The sequence below is a fragment of the Albibacterium profundi genome (assembly GCF_042159835.1).
Taxonomy (GTDB): domain Bacteria; phylum Bacteroidota; class Bacteroidia; order Sphingobacteriales; family Sphingobacteriaceae; genus Albibacterium; species Albibacterium profundi.
This window is the reverse complement of record NZ_JBBVGT010000001.1, coordinates 206,031-222,287: the sequence shown is the minus strand read 5'-3', so window position 1 is coordinate 222,287 and position 16,257 is coordinate 206,031. Positions and strand designations below refer to the sequence as shown.

Here is a 16,257-nt window from a genome sequence, read left to right as displayed (position 1 = left end):
CGGGCTTTTTTGTTTTATTTGTTATTTGAGGTTCGTCCTACCAAATAGTAACACGATCTTCTTTTGGTATGAAAAGCTTGTCGCCTTCTTGAACATCAAAAGCTTCGTACCAAGCATCCATATGAACTAAAGGTCCAACGGTTCTTGCATCTCCCGGTGAGTGTGGATCTGTTAAGATCAATTGAGCTGAGGTCTCGGGCCTTACATTCATTCTCCATACTTGTGCCCATGAAAGGAAAAAACGCTGATCAGGTGTTAATCCGTCGATCAGCTCATCAGATTGACCTTGAGGAGTTTTCTTGAAGGCAGCATAAGCAATTGCCAACCCTCCAAGGTCCGCCAGGTTTTCACCGAGTGTTAATTTGCCATTAACATGAATGGTGTCAAGTACAGTATAGTTATTGTATTGTTCGACTACCTTGTCTGCAAGTACTTTGAACTGCTCTGCGTCCTCTTCTGTCCACCAGTCTTTTAAGTTGCCATCGGCGGCATATTGACGACCAGAATCATCAAATCCGTGTGTCATTTCATGTCCGATAACAGCACCAATACCTCCGTAATTAATGGCGTCATCCGCTTCAAACGAGAAGAACGGGAACTGTAGGATACCTGCAGGGAAGGCGATTTCATTTCTAACCGGGCTATAATAGGCGTTAACGGTTGGAGGGGTCATTCCCCAGCGTGTTTTATCTACAGGTTTACCGAACTGACTGACCATGTCATCATATGCCCATTGTTGTGCTCGCTGTACATTGCCATAGAAATCATCCGCTGCGAGCTCGAGTCCGTCATAGGTTTTCCATTTGGTGGTATAACCAATCTTTGGTGTAAAAGCATTCAATTTTTCTAAGGCTCGTTCTTTGGTCTCATCACTCATCCATTCTAAACCTTCTATGCGTTCTCCGAACGTAACAGACAGATTATTAACCAATTCGTCCATTCGTTCTTTGGCTTCGGGAGTGAAGTACTTAGCAACGTAGAGTTGACCCAACAAATCGCCGATGTTACGGTCGATTAAATTGAAACTTCTTTGCCAGCGTGGAGTGATAACTTTTTGGCCGGTAAGGGCTTGTGTGAATGCAAAATTAGCGTCAACAAAATCCTTGCTTAATAAGCTTGCCGATCCTTTAAGAACGTTCCATTTTAAGTATACTTTTAGATCATCAACGGGAGTTGAAGCAATAAGTTTAGCTTCATCTTCAAAGAATTGAGGGTTGTTCACTAGCAATGTGTCGGCACCTTCCACTTTTAAAGCAGGTAACATCTTTTCCCAGTTGAATGGTTGTGTGCTTTTCGTTAGTTCTGCTAGCGAGAATTTATTGTAGGTTGCTTGAGGGTCTCGCATTTCAACACGACTTTTTTGAGCCTTGGCCAAAGCTTTTTCGAAATTCCAAATGGTTTCAAAATTTTCACTGGCTTGTTGATCGGTTGAGCCCGTTAAAACAAATAGACGCTCCACGTAGTCTTTGTAAGCATCCTTTATCTCTTGATTACGACTATTTTCTACCAGATAATGATCACGATCGGGCAGGGTAGTGCCTCCTTGTCCTATCTGAGGCATATTCTTTTCAACATTTTTACGGTCTTGACCTACATAAAAACTAAAGAATGGACTGCCTAATGCATGCGTGCGTTGGAACACACTTTCATTCAAAACCCCCTCGATATCTGTTATCGCATCGATACGATTTAAATCTTCTTCTATGACGGATGCGCCAACTTCTTCGATTTTTACACTATCCATTGCGCTCGTGTAAAAGACTCCGACGCGTTGTTCAATGCTTCCTTCTTCTGCATCAGCAGCTGCAGCTTCTTCTAATAAACCTTTCACAGCTTGCGCATTAAACTCACGCAGCTCATTGAAGCTTCCCCAACGGGTTTCTTTATCGGGTATCGGATTGTTCTTCATCCAGATGCCATTTGCATAATGGAAAAAGTCGTCGCCGGGATTAACGGTGGTGTCCATGTTGGAGGGATCAATGAACTTGTCAGGTACATTGGAGGCGACTTGCGACTCAGGCTGTGAACATGACTGAGCTGCTACCAACGCCATTCCACAGATTAGAATTGATGGGTATTTCATATATGTTTGTTTGATTTGTTTATTGACTGCACAAGCTACGAAGTTAATAAACAAAATGCTATTTTTGCTTTTCATTCGAATATTCCATAACATGAGTTTAGCAAAAACATATAATCCAAACGATACAGAAGATAAATGGTACCGCTATTGGCTGGACAAAAAATTCTTTAAATCAACCCCTGACGAACGGGAACCGTATACGATCGTTATGCCGCCACCGAATGTTACCGGTGTACTACATATGGGGCATATGCTAAATAATACAATCCAAGATGTATTAATAAGAAGAGCCAGAATGCAGGGAAAGAATGCATGTTGGGTGCCCGGAACTGACCATGCATCGATTGCAACGGAAGCGAAAGTAGTTGCCATGCTGAAAGAACGTGGTATTGATAAGAAGTCAATTAGCCGAGAGGACTTTTTAGACTACGCATGGGAGTGGAAGGAGAAGTACGGGGGGATTATTTTAGATCAACTTCAGAAGTTGGGAGCTTCAGCGGATTGGGATCGTACACGCTTCACGATGGATCCGGACTTGAGCGAGTCTGTAATTGATACATTTATACATTTTTATCGTAAAGGCTACATATATCGTGGTGTTCGTATGGTAAACTGGGATCCTCAAGGTCGGACAGCTCTTTCAGATGAAGAGGTTATTCGCAAGGAGGTTGATCAGCGCTTGTTCTACCTTCGTTATCCAATCGTCGGGTCGGATGAATACCTGGTGATTGCAACAACGCGACCGGAGACTATTATGGCGGATTCAGCGATTTGTGTGAATCCAAATGATTCTCGTTATCAGCACTTAAAGGGTAAAAGAATCCAGATTCCTCTAATCGACCGCGAAATTCCAGTGATAGAAGATGAGTACGTAGAGATGGATTTTGGAACAGGATGCTTGAAGGTTACGCCTGCGCATGATTTAAACGATTTTGAGCTGGGACAAAAACATAATTTGGAGGTTATTGATATCTTAAACGATGATGGAACCCTAAATGAGAAAGCTCAAATATTAGTTGGGGAAGACCGGTTTGTTGCAAGAAAGAACATTATTAAGTTGTTAGAAGCTAATGGAAGCGTTGAAAAAATAGAGAATTATAAATCACAAGTAGGGTTTTCGGAACGAACGGATGCTGTAATTGAACCGAAGCTTTCGATGCAATGGTTTTTAAAAATGGAGGAGTTGGCAAAACCTGCACTCGACTACGTTTTGAATGGTGATGTGAAGTTTATTCCAGAAAAATTTATCAATACCTACCGCCATTGGATGGAGAATGTAAATGATTGGTGTATCAGTCGTCAGCTTTGGTGGGGACAACGCATCCCTGCGTGGTTTAATGAGAATAATGAATGGGTGGTTGCTAAAACGGAGCCTGAGGCTATTATCGAATTTGAAAAAGAAGGGAAGTCAACGAATGGTCTGGTACAGGAGGATGATGTTTTGGACACATGGTTTTCGTCGGCTCTCTGGCCGATGTCTGTGTTTGACGGATTAAAAGACCCTGATAATAAGGATATCAAATACTATTATCCGACGAATGATTTGATCACTGCTCCAGAGATTTTATTTTTCTGGGTGGCAAGGATGATAACCTTTGGTCATGAGTTTAAAGGTGAGGTGCCATTTAAAAACGTATATCTGACAGGAATTGTACGTGATAAGCTCGGACGAAAGATGTCTAAGTCTTTAGGAAATTCGCCCGATCCGTTAGAGCTAATGAATCAATATGGCACCGACGGAGTCAGAGTCGGGATGTTGCTTTCTTCACCTGCGGGTAACGACTTAATGTTTGATGTCGCCTACTGCGAACAGGGTAGAAACTTCGCCAATAAAATATGGAATGCTTTCCGTTTGGTTAAAAACTGGGAGTTAAAGGATACGAAGGCGTCGGAAGCAGATTTAAGAGTGATCGAATGGTTTGAAAATAGATTTAATGAAGCATTAGGGGAAATTGAGAAGCACTTTGACAATTACCGATTGTCGGATGCCTTGATGGCAACCTATAAATTGGTCTGGGATGATTTCTGTTCATGGTATCTTGAATGGGTGAAGCCTGCTTATCAGGAAGCTATATCCACGGAAACCTATGAGCGTACAAAGGGTATTTTCGAACGTATATTAGCGTTGATCCATCCATTTATGCCCTTTATCAGCGAGGAGTTGTGGCATGATGAGATGTTCGGTGAGCGTGATGAATTGGACTGCTGTATTGTAGCTGAATATCCAGCTTCAAAAAGTTTTGATTCAACTATCTTGGCTGAATTTGAACAGATTAAGACGGTTGTATCTGAGATCAGAAATGTACGGAACACGAAGCAAATATCTCCGAAAGAAGCTTTGCCTTTATGTTATAAGTCGGGAAATACATTGAATGCAGGATACGTTGAAGTATTAGTCTCTAAGTTGGCTAATATCAGCGAATTAAAACTCGTAGAGGATAATCCGTCCGGATCAGTTGCTTTTATGGTTGGGAGAAATGAGTTTTATGTTTCTATTGGTCAAAATATTGACCTTGAAGCTGAAAAGGAACGTATTACGAAAGAGATTGCATACTTAACTGGTTTCTTGAAATCTGTAGACGCAAAACTGGCAAACGAACGTTTTGTGAATAATGCGAAGCCGGAAATTGTTCAAAATGAACGTAATAAAAAAGCCGATGCTGAGTCGAAGATTACGAGCTTAAAAGAAACCTTGGCAACATTATAAAATAAATAAAGATGGATCCCCACACACCAGGCTATGCTCTTTGTGTTATCAAAAACGGTCAGATTATCGATCAGAAGTTCGAAGGTTTAGCGGATTTGTCGGTGGGGAGCAACATTCAATCCCAAACCGTATTTCGGATGGCTTCTGTGAGTAAGCAATTTACGGCGATGGTTATCCTTATGCTGGCCGAGAAAGGCTTGTTGAGTCTGGAAGATCGTTTAAATGATTTTCTCGGCGACTGCTGTTCTGCTTATCAAGATGTCACACTTAAACATTTGCTAACACATACATCGGGGATTTGGGATTATGAACCACTGATTTCAGCCAACCAAAAAGAACAGCTGAGCGATCATGATGCATGGTTACTGGTTAACTTCAAAGCGGAAACATATTTCAAGCCGGGAGAGCGATTTAAATACAGTAATACTGCATACTGCATTTTGACTTTAGTTGCCGAACACGTAGCCGAAAAGCCATACGATGAACTCATTCACGAGATGTTGTTTGTTCCTCTTGGTATGAGGAGTTCAATGATCTATAATCAACAAAAGGAGATGACCAATCGGGCGTTAGGCTACGCCGTATTAAAAGATGGCTTTAGAATGAACGATCAAAGTATCACTTCTGCAACGAAAGGTGATGGTTGTGTTTATACCTCGATAGAAGATTATCAGCGTTGGCATCATTCGTTTTACCACCATGTCTTTCTTTCGAGTGAATTATTTAAGGAATCTACTTCTGCTCAGGTGGAGGTAAACAACGGAATGGGTTATGGGTATGGTTGGTTTGTCGGCAAGGAAGTGGATGGGACTGATTGCTTTTTTCATTCCGGGGAGACATCAGGCTTTATGAATATCGTTTATCATAACCTTGAAAAGCGCTTAATGATCAGTGTTTTTACGAATAGAAATGACAATCTTGTAAGCGAAGTGTTTGAAAACGCTGCAAAAAAACAAGCCGTTCAATTAGCGTTCGAAGGCGTGAATGCTTCAAAAGTTACACTTTTTGAATGGCTTGCTAAACAATATATGAGTTAATATCTCAGTTTGAAGATGGTTTTACTTAAACCATTCCATCACTTCATCTTTTGTTGGCATGGCAATATCAAGTTTCATTTTCTTGCGCATACCACCCAGATCATTAAAAACCTTATTAGGATTGGCGTCCTTAATGGCCTCTATAGTCGTTAACCCCATTTTCTGTAAGACAGGAACCCAGTCGATCGGAATACCTGCTTTTTCATAATCAGCGATTGACGCGGCTTTAATAACCTTTTCCGGTCGCATTTGTGGGAAAAATAAAACATCTTGGATACTCACCTGATTGGTCATTAACATCGCTAATCGATCAATGCCAATACCAACACCGGCGGTAGGAGGCATGCCATACTCAAGTGCACGTAGGAAGTCATAGTCGATGAACATCGCTTCATCATCTCCGCGTTCCATCAACTTAACTTGATCTTCAAAGCGTTCGAGTTGATCAATCGGATCATTGAGCTCGGAATAGGCATTTGCCAATTCTTTTCCATTGATCATCAGCTCAAATCGTTCAACCAAACCTTCTTTATTTCGATGTTTTTTGGTTAAAGGGCTCATCTCAACCGGGTAATCAATGATGAACGTTGGTTGGATATAATGCTCTTCGCATTTTTCACCAAAGATCTCATCAATCAATTTTCCTTTACCCATGCTTTCATCAATCTCTATATTCAATTGCTTGCAAATATCACGTAATCCTGTCTCATCTAGCTGACTCACATCAAAACCAGTGTGTTCTTTGATTGCATCATAAATTGATATGCGCTTATAAGGCGCAGCAAAGTCAATTTCTTTTTCGCCCACCTGAAGCTTGGTTTTGCCATTGGTAGCAAGAGCAATTTTCTCGAAAAGTTGTTCCGTGGTTTCCATCATCCATTCGTAGTCTTTATAGGCTACATAGAATTCGAGTACCGTAAATTCGGGATTATGGGTTCTGTCCATACCTTCGTTTCGGAAATTGCGACTAAATTCATACACCCAGTCAAAACCGCCGACAATTAGCCGTTTTAAATAAAGCTCATTAGCTATTCGAAGGTATAACGGAATATCTAAAGCATTATGGTGCGTGATAAAAGGTTTAGCTGCTGCACCGCCTGGTATACTTTGTAATACCGGGGTGTCAACTTCTAAAGCGCCTTTTTCATTTAGAAAGTCACGAATTGCCGTTTTAATAGCTGATACTTTAACAAAAGTCTCTCTGACATGCGGGTTTACCACCAGATCAACATAGCGTTGACGGTAACGGAATTCAGGGTCGGTTACTGCATCGAAAGTTTTACCGTCTGCTGATTTGACAACCGGTAAAGGTTTTAATGATTTAGATAAAATAGTGAGTTCTTCGGCATGAACTGACACCGTACCGGTTTGGGTGATAAAAGCAAAGCCTTTGATGCCAATAATATCACCAATATCAAGAAGTTTTTTGAAAACAGTATTGTAGAGCGTTTTGTCTTCACCAGGGGAAATGTCGTCACGTTTTATATAAACCTGAATACGACCTGACGAATCTTGTAATTCGATAAACGAAGCACTGCCCATGATCCGTCTACTCATGATTCTGCCGGCGATGCTAATCGACTTGAAATCATCGGAACCTTCCTGATAATTGTCTAGGATGCTCTTGGCATTTGACGTGATATTATAAGATTCTGCAGGATATGGATTGATCCCTAAATTATGTAGGGAAGTTAACGCTTCGCGACGTAATATTTCTTGTTCAGAAAGTAAAGTACTCATGTGAAAATTTGATTTAGGCAAAAATACATATTTTAATGAGAATCTTTAATCCAGTGTGTAGCAATGAAAGCTTTTCTTCCGTTTTACCAGTAAATAAAATATGTAGCATGGATAAACTTAATAAGCGAGCATAGGTCTTAAGAAAAAATGTATGGCGTTTTGGTTTATAAATCCGATTTTTGTTAATCATTGAAGTTTTGAACGGTATACCAATTACATTAGTGAATCAATCGATCGGTAGTTCTAGGAGTCAACAAACACCCAATTTGCAGTGGGCTGTGCATGCTTGTGCCGTACAAAATGACGAATTTGCCAAAGAGTTTATTTACAAAAAGATGTATGGCTATGTTACCGTGGTGGTTTCTCGATATATTAAAAGTATACATGATACCGAAGAGCTGGTTAACGAAACGTTTATAAAAGCATTTAAAGCGATTCATAAATTTTCATATTCTGAAGAGAACGAAGAAAAGATGGAGAACTTTTTCTACGGTTGGATTGGAAGAATCGCAGCAAATCTATCCATTGATCATTTACGCTCTAAGAAGCAATTTCACTCGCAGGACGACTCGGCGGAAACTGAATTAATGCTCGTACCGGTTTCTCCGTCAAGCGATTTAGAGGTTGAGGATATTATGAAATTGCTAAATAAGATACCAGATATTCAACGTGTTATTTTTAACCTATATGAGTTAGAGGGTTATTCACACGAAGAAATCGCAAAAAAACTGAATATTCCCGAAAGCACGTCGAGAACCTATCTGACGCGTGGGAAGCAAAAATTAAGGATATTGTATAAACAGTTGATGTTTAATGATAAAAGGAAATAAACAGAGAGATGAAGTCTGATAAAGATAAGGATATAACCGAACGTATGGTCGAGATGCTGCGCAAGCATTCTGTTCCTTATAAAGAGGGGGCTTGGGAGCAATTTAAAGCATATGAGGCCGGTAAAAAGAAAAAGGTAATTCTATGGCCTTATTTGTCTGGTGCCGCTGCCATCATTTTGTTGGGAACCTTGTTGTTTCTAAGACAAGAGCCGATCCTCAATAATTCCAACCCGGCTGTTGTGCAGACCGATCGTGAGTCTCGTTCATATGAAGACATGGGAGTTCTGCCGGGAGATATTGAGAAAACAGAAGACAAGACGAGTACACAAGGCAATCATATAGAAACTGCTACTTTAAACAATGAGCATGTTGAAAGAGACAGTCATGATGCCGGCCGTTCTCGTATAGCATACGTCGAACCTTCTTTTTACGAAGGGGAGGAGTCTCTGCTTTCGGGTATGCAAGAGCAAAAACAGCAGACGGTTTTAAATGACAATCAAACAGTAAGACCCCTTAAAGAGGAAAAAGATTTAGTAGATAAAAATACGAAGCAAAGTCAAAATGCTGCATCGGAGGCTATTCAGCCAAACAGGAGCTATGATGAAGAAAATGCTTACCGAAATGGGGAATGGGCTCTGGTAGACGAACCTGAAATCAATTCAGATATGAGACAAGGGTTTGATAAATGGGATTTTAGTGTTGAAATAGCTCCCAGTATAAACGAGCGGCAGCAAATCAACTTTGGTGGAGGCTTGGCAGTTGCCTATAATATCAATGAAAAAATATCCATCAGCTCAGGTGTGTCTTATGTGCAATTAGATGCACAAAGAGGACCTAATCAAATAGATATTCCTGCAGAGTTTTCTAAAGCGAGCCTCAATAGTTATAGTTATAACAAATCATTAAATACAATCAATACGACGTTGGTTGGTTTAGATATTCCGGTAAACCTGAAGGTAAACTTGGGCAAGCAATTATATGCGAGCGCTGGGGTGTCGGTGTTTAGTGTATTGAGTGAAGACCGATATAATGTTTTTGAGGAGAAGATTGCTCAAGTAGCCAGTTTATCTGATGATGGTCAGGGGAAGCGTGTACCAGCTATTCAGACAGTTTACTCACAAGAGATAAGTCCAAACAGTCCATATGAGGGAAAGAACTTTACCGGCTTCTTCAATTTGTCGGTTGGTTACAGATTGCCAGTTTTGAAAAATTTGAACTTATCATTGGAACCCTACCTAAGGGTTCCGGTTGGCTCTCTTACCGATCAGGATATGAATCTGAGTAATGGAGGCCTGAAGATAGTGACAAGCTTTTAATATGAATGAAAGTATGCTAAAAGCCCTCTATGTGGATTCCGCATAGAGGGCTTTTTTTGTGTTAACAGAAGTGATTTTAGTCTTTGTAGCTGACATCCATATTCTGGAATACAAAAGACCATTTATCGGCAGCTTCTTGGATAATCTTATCAGTTGGCTTTCCAGCGCCGTGTCCAGCATTGGTTTCGATACGAATTAAAACCGGATTCTCACCAGTATTATATTCTTGCAAACGTGCTGCGAACTTGAACGAGTGTGCAGGTACAACACGGTCGTCGTGGTCTGCGGTTGTAACCATGGTTGCCGGATAGGCGGTTCCTTCTTTTAAAGCATGGTAAGGTGAGTAGTTGTATAGGTACTCAAACATTTCTTTCGATTGGTCTGACGTTCCATAGTCGTAGGCCCAACCAGCACCAGCTGTAAATTTATGATAGCGAAGCATATCTAGAACACCTACAGCAGGTAACGCTACTTTAAAAAGTTCCGGACGCTGGGTCATAGCTGCTCCCACGAGGAGTCCGCCATTAGAACCACCGGCTATACCGAGTTTTTCGGAGGACGTATATTTATTTGCGATTAAATACTCTGCAGCAGCGATAAAATCATCAAAAACATTCTGTTTTTGCGTCTTTGTTCCTGCATTGTGCCAAGCCTCACCATACTCTCCACCGCCACGTAAGTTTGCGACAGCATAAATACCGCCTTGCTCTAATAGAATGATATTAGATGTGCTGAAAGAAGGAGTAAGGCTAATGTTGAAGCCTCCATATCCATATAAAATGGTGGGATTGCTTCCATCAAGCTCGATGCCCTTTTTATAGGTAATGATCATCGGCACTTTAGTTCCGTCTTTAGATTCATAGAATACCTGTTCGGATGTATACAATGACGGATCGAACTCCACACCGGATTTCTTATATTCTTCGGAAGCTCCTGAAGCAATATCATATTTAAAGATTGTAGGAGGGTAGATGTAGGACGTAAAGCTGTAATACAACTCCGTATCCTCGCTTTTTGCTGAAAAGCCAGAAGCAGTACCGACCGAAGGTAACTCAATCGTTCTTTCTAGTTCACCATCGTAGTTGTATTGTTGTACCAGAGAAGTAGCGTCTTTTAGGTAATTTGCAAATAGTTTTCCGCCACCGGTGCCGATGTTCAATACATTTTCTGTTTCTGGTATCAGATCCTTCCAATTGCTAGGATCAAGATTGTTAATGTCCGTAGTTACCACGCGGTAGTTTGGAGCATCGAAGTTGGTATAGATCAGTAGTTGATCGCCCTGATTATCAATAATACTATAATCTTTTTCGAAGTTGTCAATGATATTTACAATTGACGATCCTTCTTTTGATAAATCTTGGATATAAAGCTCATTCCCGCTTGTTGTGTTGGCTGCAGAAATAACTAAAAAACGCTCATCGTCTGTGAGATAGGCCCCTATGTATCGTCTTTTCGTTTCTTCTCCACCAAAAATCAACTTATCTTCCGATTGTGGAGTTCCAAGTTTATGATAGTATAATTTATGGTATTCAGTAACGCCTGATAGTGTGCTCCCTTCTTCAGGTTTGTCATAACTGCTGTAATAGAAACCGTCGTTTCCCTTCCATGCCAAACCTGTGAATTTAAGATCCAATAGTGTGTCGCCCACGATTTTATTTTCGGCAGCATTTCTTACAATTACTTTACGCCAATCTGACCCTCCCTCGGAAATCTGATAAGCAAGCATACTTCCGTCTTTAGAAAAAGATACTCCAGCTAGAGAGGTTGTTCCATCGGCTGAAAATTTATTGGGATCCAGAAAGACTTCTGGTTCTCCTTCTCCTTTTTGACGATAAAGAACATATTGGTTTTGAAGCCCATCATTCTTATAAAAATAAGTGTAGTCCCCTTCCTTGAATGGCGCTGAAAATTTTTCATAGTTCCAGAGTTCCGTTAGCCGATCTTTGATCGCATCGCGAAACGGTATTTGAGAAAGATAGTTTTGAGTTACTTTATTTTCCTCAGCTACCCACGCTTTCGTGTCGTCGGCCATGTCATCTTCAAGCCAGCGATAAGGATCAACCACGGCTGTGCCAAAATAATTGTCGGTTATTTCAACTTTTTTAGTTTCTGGGTAAGGTAGCATACTGATACTGTCAATTGGGTCAATGGTTGTTTGTTCCTGACTGTTAGTGTTGCACGAGACGAGTATTGCTGCGCAACTTAAAATTCCTAAATACGTTTTCATATGTAAAATTATGGCTTTGTACAAAACTAAATGAATATATTGGATAACAAAAAAACCACTACTTTTTGTATGTTTGTTTTTTATGACTAGCGGAAAAAAACTATATTTTGCTTCAGATTTTCACTTGGGTGTTCCAAGTTATGAGTCGAGTTTGGAACGGGAAAAACGGATCATTACATGGCTCGAAATGGCAAGGAGCGATGCTGAAGAGATATATCTAATGGGTGACGTTTTTGATTTTTGGTTTGAATATAAGCACGTTATACCTAAAGGTTTTGTCCGTTTTCTAGGGAAGTTAGCTGAACTAACAGATCAGGGGATTAACATTGTCCTGTTTAAGGGAAACCATGATATGTGGATGTTTGATTATCTTGAAAAGGAAATTGGAGTTACTGTCATCTCCGATGAGTTGATTATAGAGCGTTTTGGGAAACGCTTCTATTTGCATCATGGAGACGGTTTGGGCCCTGGAGATGCTAAATATAAGTTTCTAAAGAAGATATTTCGAAGCAAAACCTGTCAATGGTTGTTTTCATGGCTTCATCCTTCAATCGGTATAGCGATTGCGAAATATTGGTCCAAAAGTAGTCGCATTGCAAGTAATCAAAAAGAGACTTTCGTTAGTGAGGAAAAGGAATGGTTGGTACAGTTCTCCAAATCTCTATTGACGTCGGAGCATTTTGATTATTTTATTTTTGGACATCGACATCTACCGCTGTCCATTCAATTGGATCATGCTAGTCAATATGTAAACCTAGGTGAGTGGATCAACTATAACAGCTATGCTGTATTTGACGGTAGCACTTTACAATTGCTTTATTGGGAAACAGAACGCCAACGTTCGGTTTAATCGATAACGTGCCTGATGACGCTGACTCCGAAGGCTTGATCCTCTATTTCTGTTTCTACAAAGCCCTTTGCCCACACCGTGTAGATCTGACCTGCTTTGAATTGTATTTCTTCGTTAAACACAATATCTTCACTCCCATGTGATTTGACGAGTGCATTATAGGTGCCTGGAGTTACTACTTGGAAGCTAGTGTATTCCTTGTATTTTTTATTACTTGCTAGTGTACTATCATTTGTAACACTGAAGTCGAGCGCGGGTGCATCCGGACTCACATTTACAAAGCGCACATGCGCGTTTTCACCAGGGCTCGTTAAGTCATCTTCAAGAATTAGCGACGATAAGTCATCTTTATCACCCGCTATAAAAACACTATAATACTTTCCGTTAATCAGTCGTAATTCAAACTCATACAGCGGTCTGTTAAAGGATCCCTGCTCGTAGACACGTGCGTATCGATTACCAGAGTAGGCAACAAAATAAGGAATATAATTATCGCCGTATGAAAACCGTTCAACCCGTTGGTTATCTACTACAAACTCAAATCCGGGCGAATTGGGTGACGCATGAATGACGCTGACCGCCGAAACGATTGAAGAACTGTCCGGCCCTGAATTATCCAAGCATGAGCTTAAGCTTACACTGGCAACGATTGCCACGATGAAAGCTCTTAGCTTTATTTTATTATTTAAAAATATTTGCATGAAGTTTGTAGTGTGCATAAAGTATTTTTTATGATTATATAGTGATAACGACAGATGATAAACTGATGCTACAATGCGATCGAAAAAATGTGCTTAGCATGCTTCATATCCTTAAAATCATCAAAATTTCCGTAAGTTTGTCAAAATGCATAAAACCGAATAAATGCCTATAAAAGGAAATCAATTCAGATCTAACACAACTAAAGGTGAAAAGATAGGTAAAAATCATGCCAAAAGACGCAACGCTTCTAGACGGGTTGGTCACTCGGAACAAATACCCAAGTTCAAGTTTGGCGGAACGAAGGTAGCGAAGATATTAGGGCTATTCCTGCTTCTATTATCGATATACTTTTTGGTTTCTTTTGTTTCGTATCTATTTACATGGCAAGACGACCAGAGTTATGTGGCTTCTTCTAATGGTGGTTGGTCCAATCTTTTCAAGACACAAGAAGAATTGATGGAGCAAGGCATCGAGAACCCGGTTGTCGAAAATTGGCTAGGTAAATTCGGTGCATTTTTATCGCATCAATTTATCTATAAGTGGTTTGGGGTTGCGTCCTTTATTTTTCTATTTATATTTTTCGCAGTTGGATATCGGTTGTTGTTTCGGGTTCGGATCTTCTCGCTGAGTAAGTCACTCGGCTATTCGTTTTTCTTCCTGGTTTTTCTTTCGGTGACCTTAGGCTATGTTCATGGCTTTATGACAACATATCCTCACTTCCTGGAAGGCGAGTTTGGTTTTTGGACTAATCGTCTATTGCAAGCACAAATAGGAAGCGCGGGAGTAGCCGGTTTGCTTATATTTCTTTTCCTCACGTTTCTGGTGATTACATTTAATATAGATTTTAATTTGCCCGAGAGGAAAAAGAAGGTTCAGTCGGTACAGAATAATGAGGCAGAGCTGGATGAGAGTGATAAAAATGAGCTTTCCTCAGACTCTAATTGGAGACGAGAAACAGATACTCCGCGGCAAACGAGTGAATCCAACTTCAAAGAACGCTCTACTATTAATTCGATATATGCAAATCGACGAACGGCTGAAGAGGAACAGTCTTCAGAGCTTGACGAAAAAGAGTCGCCAATTGCAGATACGAGAAACTTGGAGTTAAACCCAAAAAATACGAGTCGTGGCGACTCTGAAAAATCGAGTCCTCTAAAAGAGACAGAAACTGATGTACCGGGTTTAGCTGTAGAAGATGTTGTCGAAGAGAAGCAAGCGGACTCGAATGTTCTTGTTGAAAAGCACGGTCAATACGATCCGCAATTAGATCTATCGAATTATAAATTTCCTCATTTGGATTTGTTGAGGGACTATGGCAGTGGAAAAATAGTTGTCAATAACGAGGAACTGGAAGCAAATAAAGATCGCATCGTTGAAACACTGGCAAATTACAACATCGAGATTGAAAAAATTAAAGCGACTATTGGTCCCACGGTAACACTTTATGAAATTGTGCCAAAAGCAGGCGTCAGAATCTCAAAGATTAAAAACCTTGAAGACGATATAGCTTTGAGCTTGGCGGCATTAGGAATTCGGATTATCGCACCGATGCCAGGGAAGGGGACGATTGGGATCGAGGTACCAAATAGCAATCCAGAAATGGTTTCTATGCGTTCGGTTATTGCGACTGAGAAGTTCCAGCATACCGATATGGACCTGCCTATTGCCTTCGGTAAAACCATCACCAATGAGGTCTTTATTGCTGATTTGGCAAAGATGCCACATTTGTTAGTAGCGGGTGCTACAGGCCAAGGTAAATCGGTTGGTATCAATGCAATTATTACTTCATTGCTTTTTAAAAGACATCCAGCTGAACTGAAATTTGTATTGGTAGACCCCAAAAAAGTAGAATTATCTCTGTTTAATACGATTGAACGTCACTTTTTGGCAAAACTTCCTGATGAAGAAGATGCAATTATCACGGATACAAAGAAGGTTATCAATACCTTAAACTCATTGTGTATCGAAATGGACCTGCGTTATGATTTGCTGAAGAATGCAGGGGTACGTAACTTAAAAGAGTATAACGCTAAATTTATAAACCGGCGCTTAAACCCCGAAGAAGGGCATCGTTTTTTACCATTTATTGTATTAATTGTAGATGAGTTTGCGGATTTGATGATGACGGCCGGTAAAGAAGTAGAGACACCGATTGCAAGGTTAGCTCAACTAGCGCGTGCGGTTGGAATTCATTTAGTTATAGCAACTCAGAGGCCTTCAGTAAATATCATTACAGGTACAATTAAAGCCAACTTCCCGGCACGATTGGCATTTAGAGTTCTATCAAGAATTGACTCCAGAACGATATTGGACACCGGTGGAGCGGATCAGCTAATTGGTCGAGGGGATATGTTGTTGGCAACGGGAAGTGATCTAACGCGAATTCAATGTGCTTTTGTGGACACACCTGAAGTCGAAGCAGTTTCCGAGTTTATCGGTGCGCAACGTGGTTACTCTTCTGCGTTTATACTCCCAGAGTATGTTGATGAGAGCAGCAAAGGGGCCTCAGCTTCTTTTGATAGCGATGAACGCGATTCACTTTTTGAGGATGCAGCAAGATTAATTGTACTACACCAACAAGGGTCTACTTCTCTAATACAGAGAAAGCTGAAACTGGGTTATAATCGTGCAGGCCGAATCATTGACCAATTGGAACAAGCGGGTATTGTCGGACAGTTTGAGGGAAGCAAGGCAAGAGAAGTATTATACCCAGATGAGGCCTCATTGGAACAATATTTGGAGACATTAAGGAAAAATGACTAAGG

10 protein-coding genes are annotated in these 16,257 nt (G+C 40.6%); 6 read left to right on the top strand and 4 right to left on the bottom strand.

Features of this window, described 5'->3' with window-relative positions:
- Positions 1-37 precede the first annotated feature (37 nt).
- Positions 38-2,083, bottom strand: coding sequence for a M13 family metallopeptidase (locus tag WKR92_RS01015; RefSeq protein ID WP_375555983.1), 2,046 nt, complete (start codon positions 2,081-2,083; stop codon positions 38-40).
- 91 nt (positions 2,084-2,174) lie between these two features.
- Between WKR92_RS01015 and WKR92_RS01010 the strand changes: the two genes are divergently transcribed.
- Both WKR92_RS01010 and WKR92_RS01005 read left to right on the top strand, forming a co-directional pair.
- On the top strand, positions 2,175-4,790 hold the full coding sequence (locus WKR92_RS01010; protein ID WP_375555982.1) for a valine--tRNA ligase: 2,616 nt from the start codon (positions 2,175-2,177) through the stop codon (positions 4,788-4,790).
- 11 nt (positions 4,791-4,801) lie between these two features.
- The gene (locus WKR92_RS01005; protein ID WP_375555981.1) at positions 4,802-5,827 is read left to right on the top strand and encodes a serine hydrolase domain-containing protein; all 1,026 of its coding nucleotides are present in this window, start codon (positions 4,802-4,804) and stop codon (positions 5,825-5,827) included.
- A gap of 21 nt (positions 5,828-5,848) precedes the next feature.
- Here WKR92_RS01005 and lysS read toward each other — a convergent pair whose 3' ends face one another.
- Positions 5,849-7,567 carry a lysine--tRNA ligase gene (gene lysS, locus WKR92_RS01000; protein WP_375555980.1) on the bottom strand — a complete coding sequence of 573 codons (1,719 nt, stop codon included), beginning with the start codon at positions 7,565-7,567 and terminating at the stop codon, positions 5,849-5,851.
- Positions 7,568-7,764: 197 nt separating this feature from the next.
- Between lysS and WKR92_RS00995 the strand changes: the two genes are divergently transcribed.
- Positions 7,765-8,397: an RNA polymerase sigma factor gene (locus WKR92_RS00995; RefSeq protein WP_375555979.1), complete on the top strand. Its 633-nt coding sequence runs from the start codon at positions 7,765-7,767 to the stop codon at positions 8,395-8,397.
- 8 nt (positions 8,398-8,405) lie between these two features.
- Positions 8,406-9,713, top strand: coding sequence for a porin family protein (locus WKR92_RS00990; protein ID WP_375555978.1), 1,308 nt, complete (start codon positions 8,406-8,408; stop codon positions 9,711-9,713).
- 76 nt (positions 9,714-9,789) lie between these two features.
- Here WKR92_RS00990 and WKR92_RS00985 read toward each other — a convergent pair whose 3' ends face one another.
- Positions 9,790-11,940 (bottom strand): prolyl oligopeptidase family serine peptidase, encoded by a 2,151-nt coding sequence (locus WKR92_RS00985; RefSeq protein WP_375555977.1) that lies wholly within the window; start codon positions 11,938-11,940, stop codon positions 9,790-9,792.
- An 82-nt stretch (positions 11,941-12,022) separates the two neighbouring features.
- Here WKR92_RS00985 and WKR92_RS00980 point away from each other — a divergent pair, with 82 nt between their 5' ends.
- Positions 12,023-12,790 carry a UDP-2,3-diacylglucosamine diphosphatase gene (locus tag WKR92_RS00980; protein ID WP_375555976.1) on the top strand — a complete coding sequence of 256 codons (768 nt, stop codon included), beginning with the start codon at positions 12,023-12,025 and terminating at the stop codon, positions 12,788-12,790.
- Here the strand turns inward: WKR92_RS00980 and WKR92_RS00975 are convergent.
- Positions 12,787-13,509, bottom strand: coding sequence for a DUF4397 domain-containing protein (locus WKR92_RS00975; protein ID WP_375555975.1), 723 nt, complete (start codon positions 13,507-13,509; stop codon positions 12,787-12,789). The two genes, WKR92_RS00980 and WKR92_RS00975, sit on opposite strands and share 4 nt — an antisense overlap.
- Positions 13,510-13,654: 145 nt before the next feature.
- Here WKR92_RS00975 and WKR92_RS00970 point away from each other — a divergent pair, with 145 nt between their 5' ends.
- The gene (locus WKR92_RS00970; protein WP_375555974.1) at positions 13,655-16,255 is read left to right on the top strand and encodes an FtsK/SpoIIIE family DNA translocase; all 2,601 of its coding nucleotides are present in this window, start codon (positions 13,655-13,657) and stop codon (positions 16,253-16,255) included.
- Positions 16,256-16,257: the final 2 nt, after the last annotated feature.

Excerpts from the sequence above, each read along its gene's own strand:
- WKR92_RS01015 (WP_375555983.1), bottom strand. The coding sequence starts at position 2,083 with ATGAAATACCCATCAATTCTAATCTGTGGAATGGCGTTGGTAGCAGCT.
- WKR92_RS01010 (WP_375555982.1), top strand. The coding sequence starts at position 2,175 with ATGAGTTTAGCAAAAACATATAATCCAAACGATACAGAAGATAAATGG.
- WKR92_RS01005 (WP_375555981.1), top strand. The coding sequence starts at position 4,802 with ATGGATCCCCACACACCAGGCTATGCTCTTTGTGTTATCAAAAACGGT.
- lysS (WP_375555980.1), bottom strand. The coding sequence starts at position 7,567 with ATGAGTACTTTACTTTCTGAACAAGAAATATTACGTCGCGAAGCGTTA.
- WKR92_RS00990 (WP_375555978.1), top strand. The coding sequence starts at position 8,406 with ATGAAGTCTGATAAAGATAAGGATATAACCGAACGTATGGTCGAGATG.
- WKR92_RS00985 (WP_375555977.1), bottom strand. The coding sequence starts at position 11,940 with ATGAAAACGTATTTAGGAATTTTAAGTTGCGCAGCAATACTCGTCTCG.
- WKR92_RS00980 (WP_375555976.1), top strand. The coding sequence starts at position 12,023 with ATGACTAGCGGAAAAAAACTATATTTTGCTTCAGATTTTCACTTGGGT.
- WKR92_RS00975 (WP_375555975.1), bottom strand. The coding sequence starts at position 13,509 with ATGCACACTACAAACTTCATGCAAATATTTTTAAATAATAAAATAAAG.
- WKR92_RS00970 (WP_375555974.1), top strand. The coding sequence starts at position 13,655 with ATGCCTATAAAAGGAAATCAATTCAGATCTAACACAACTAAAGGTGAA.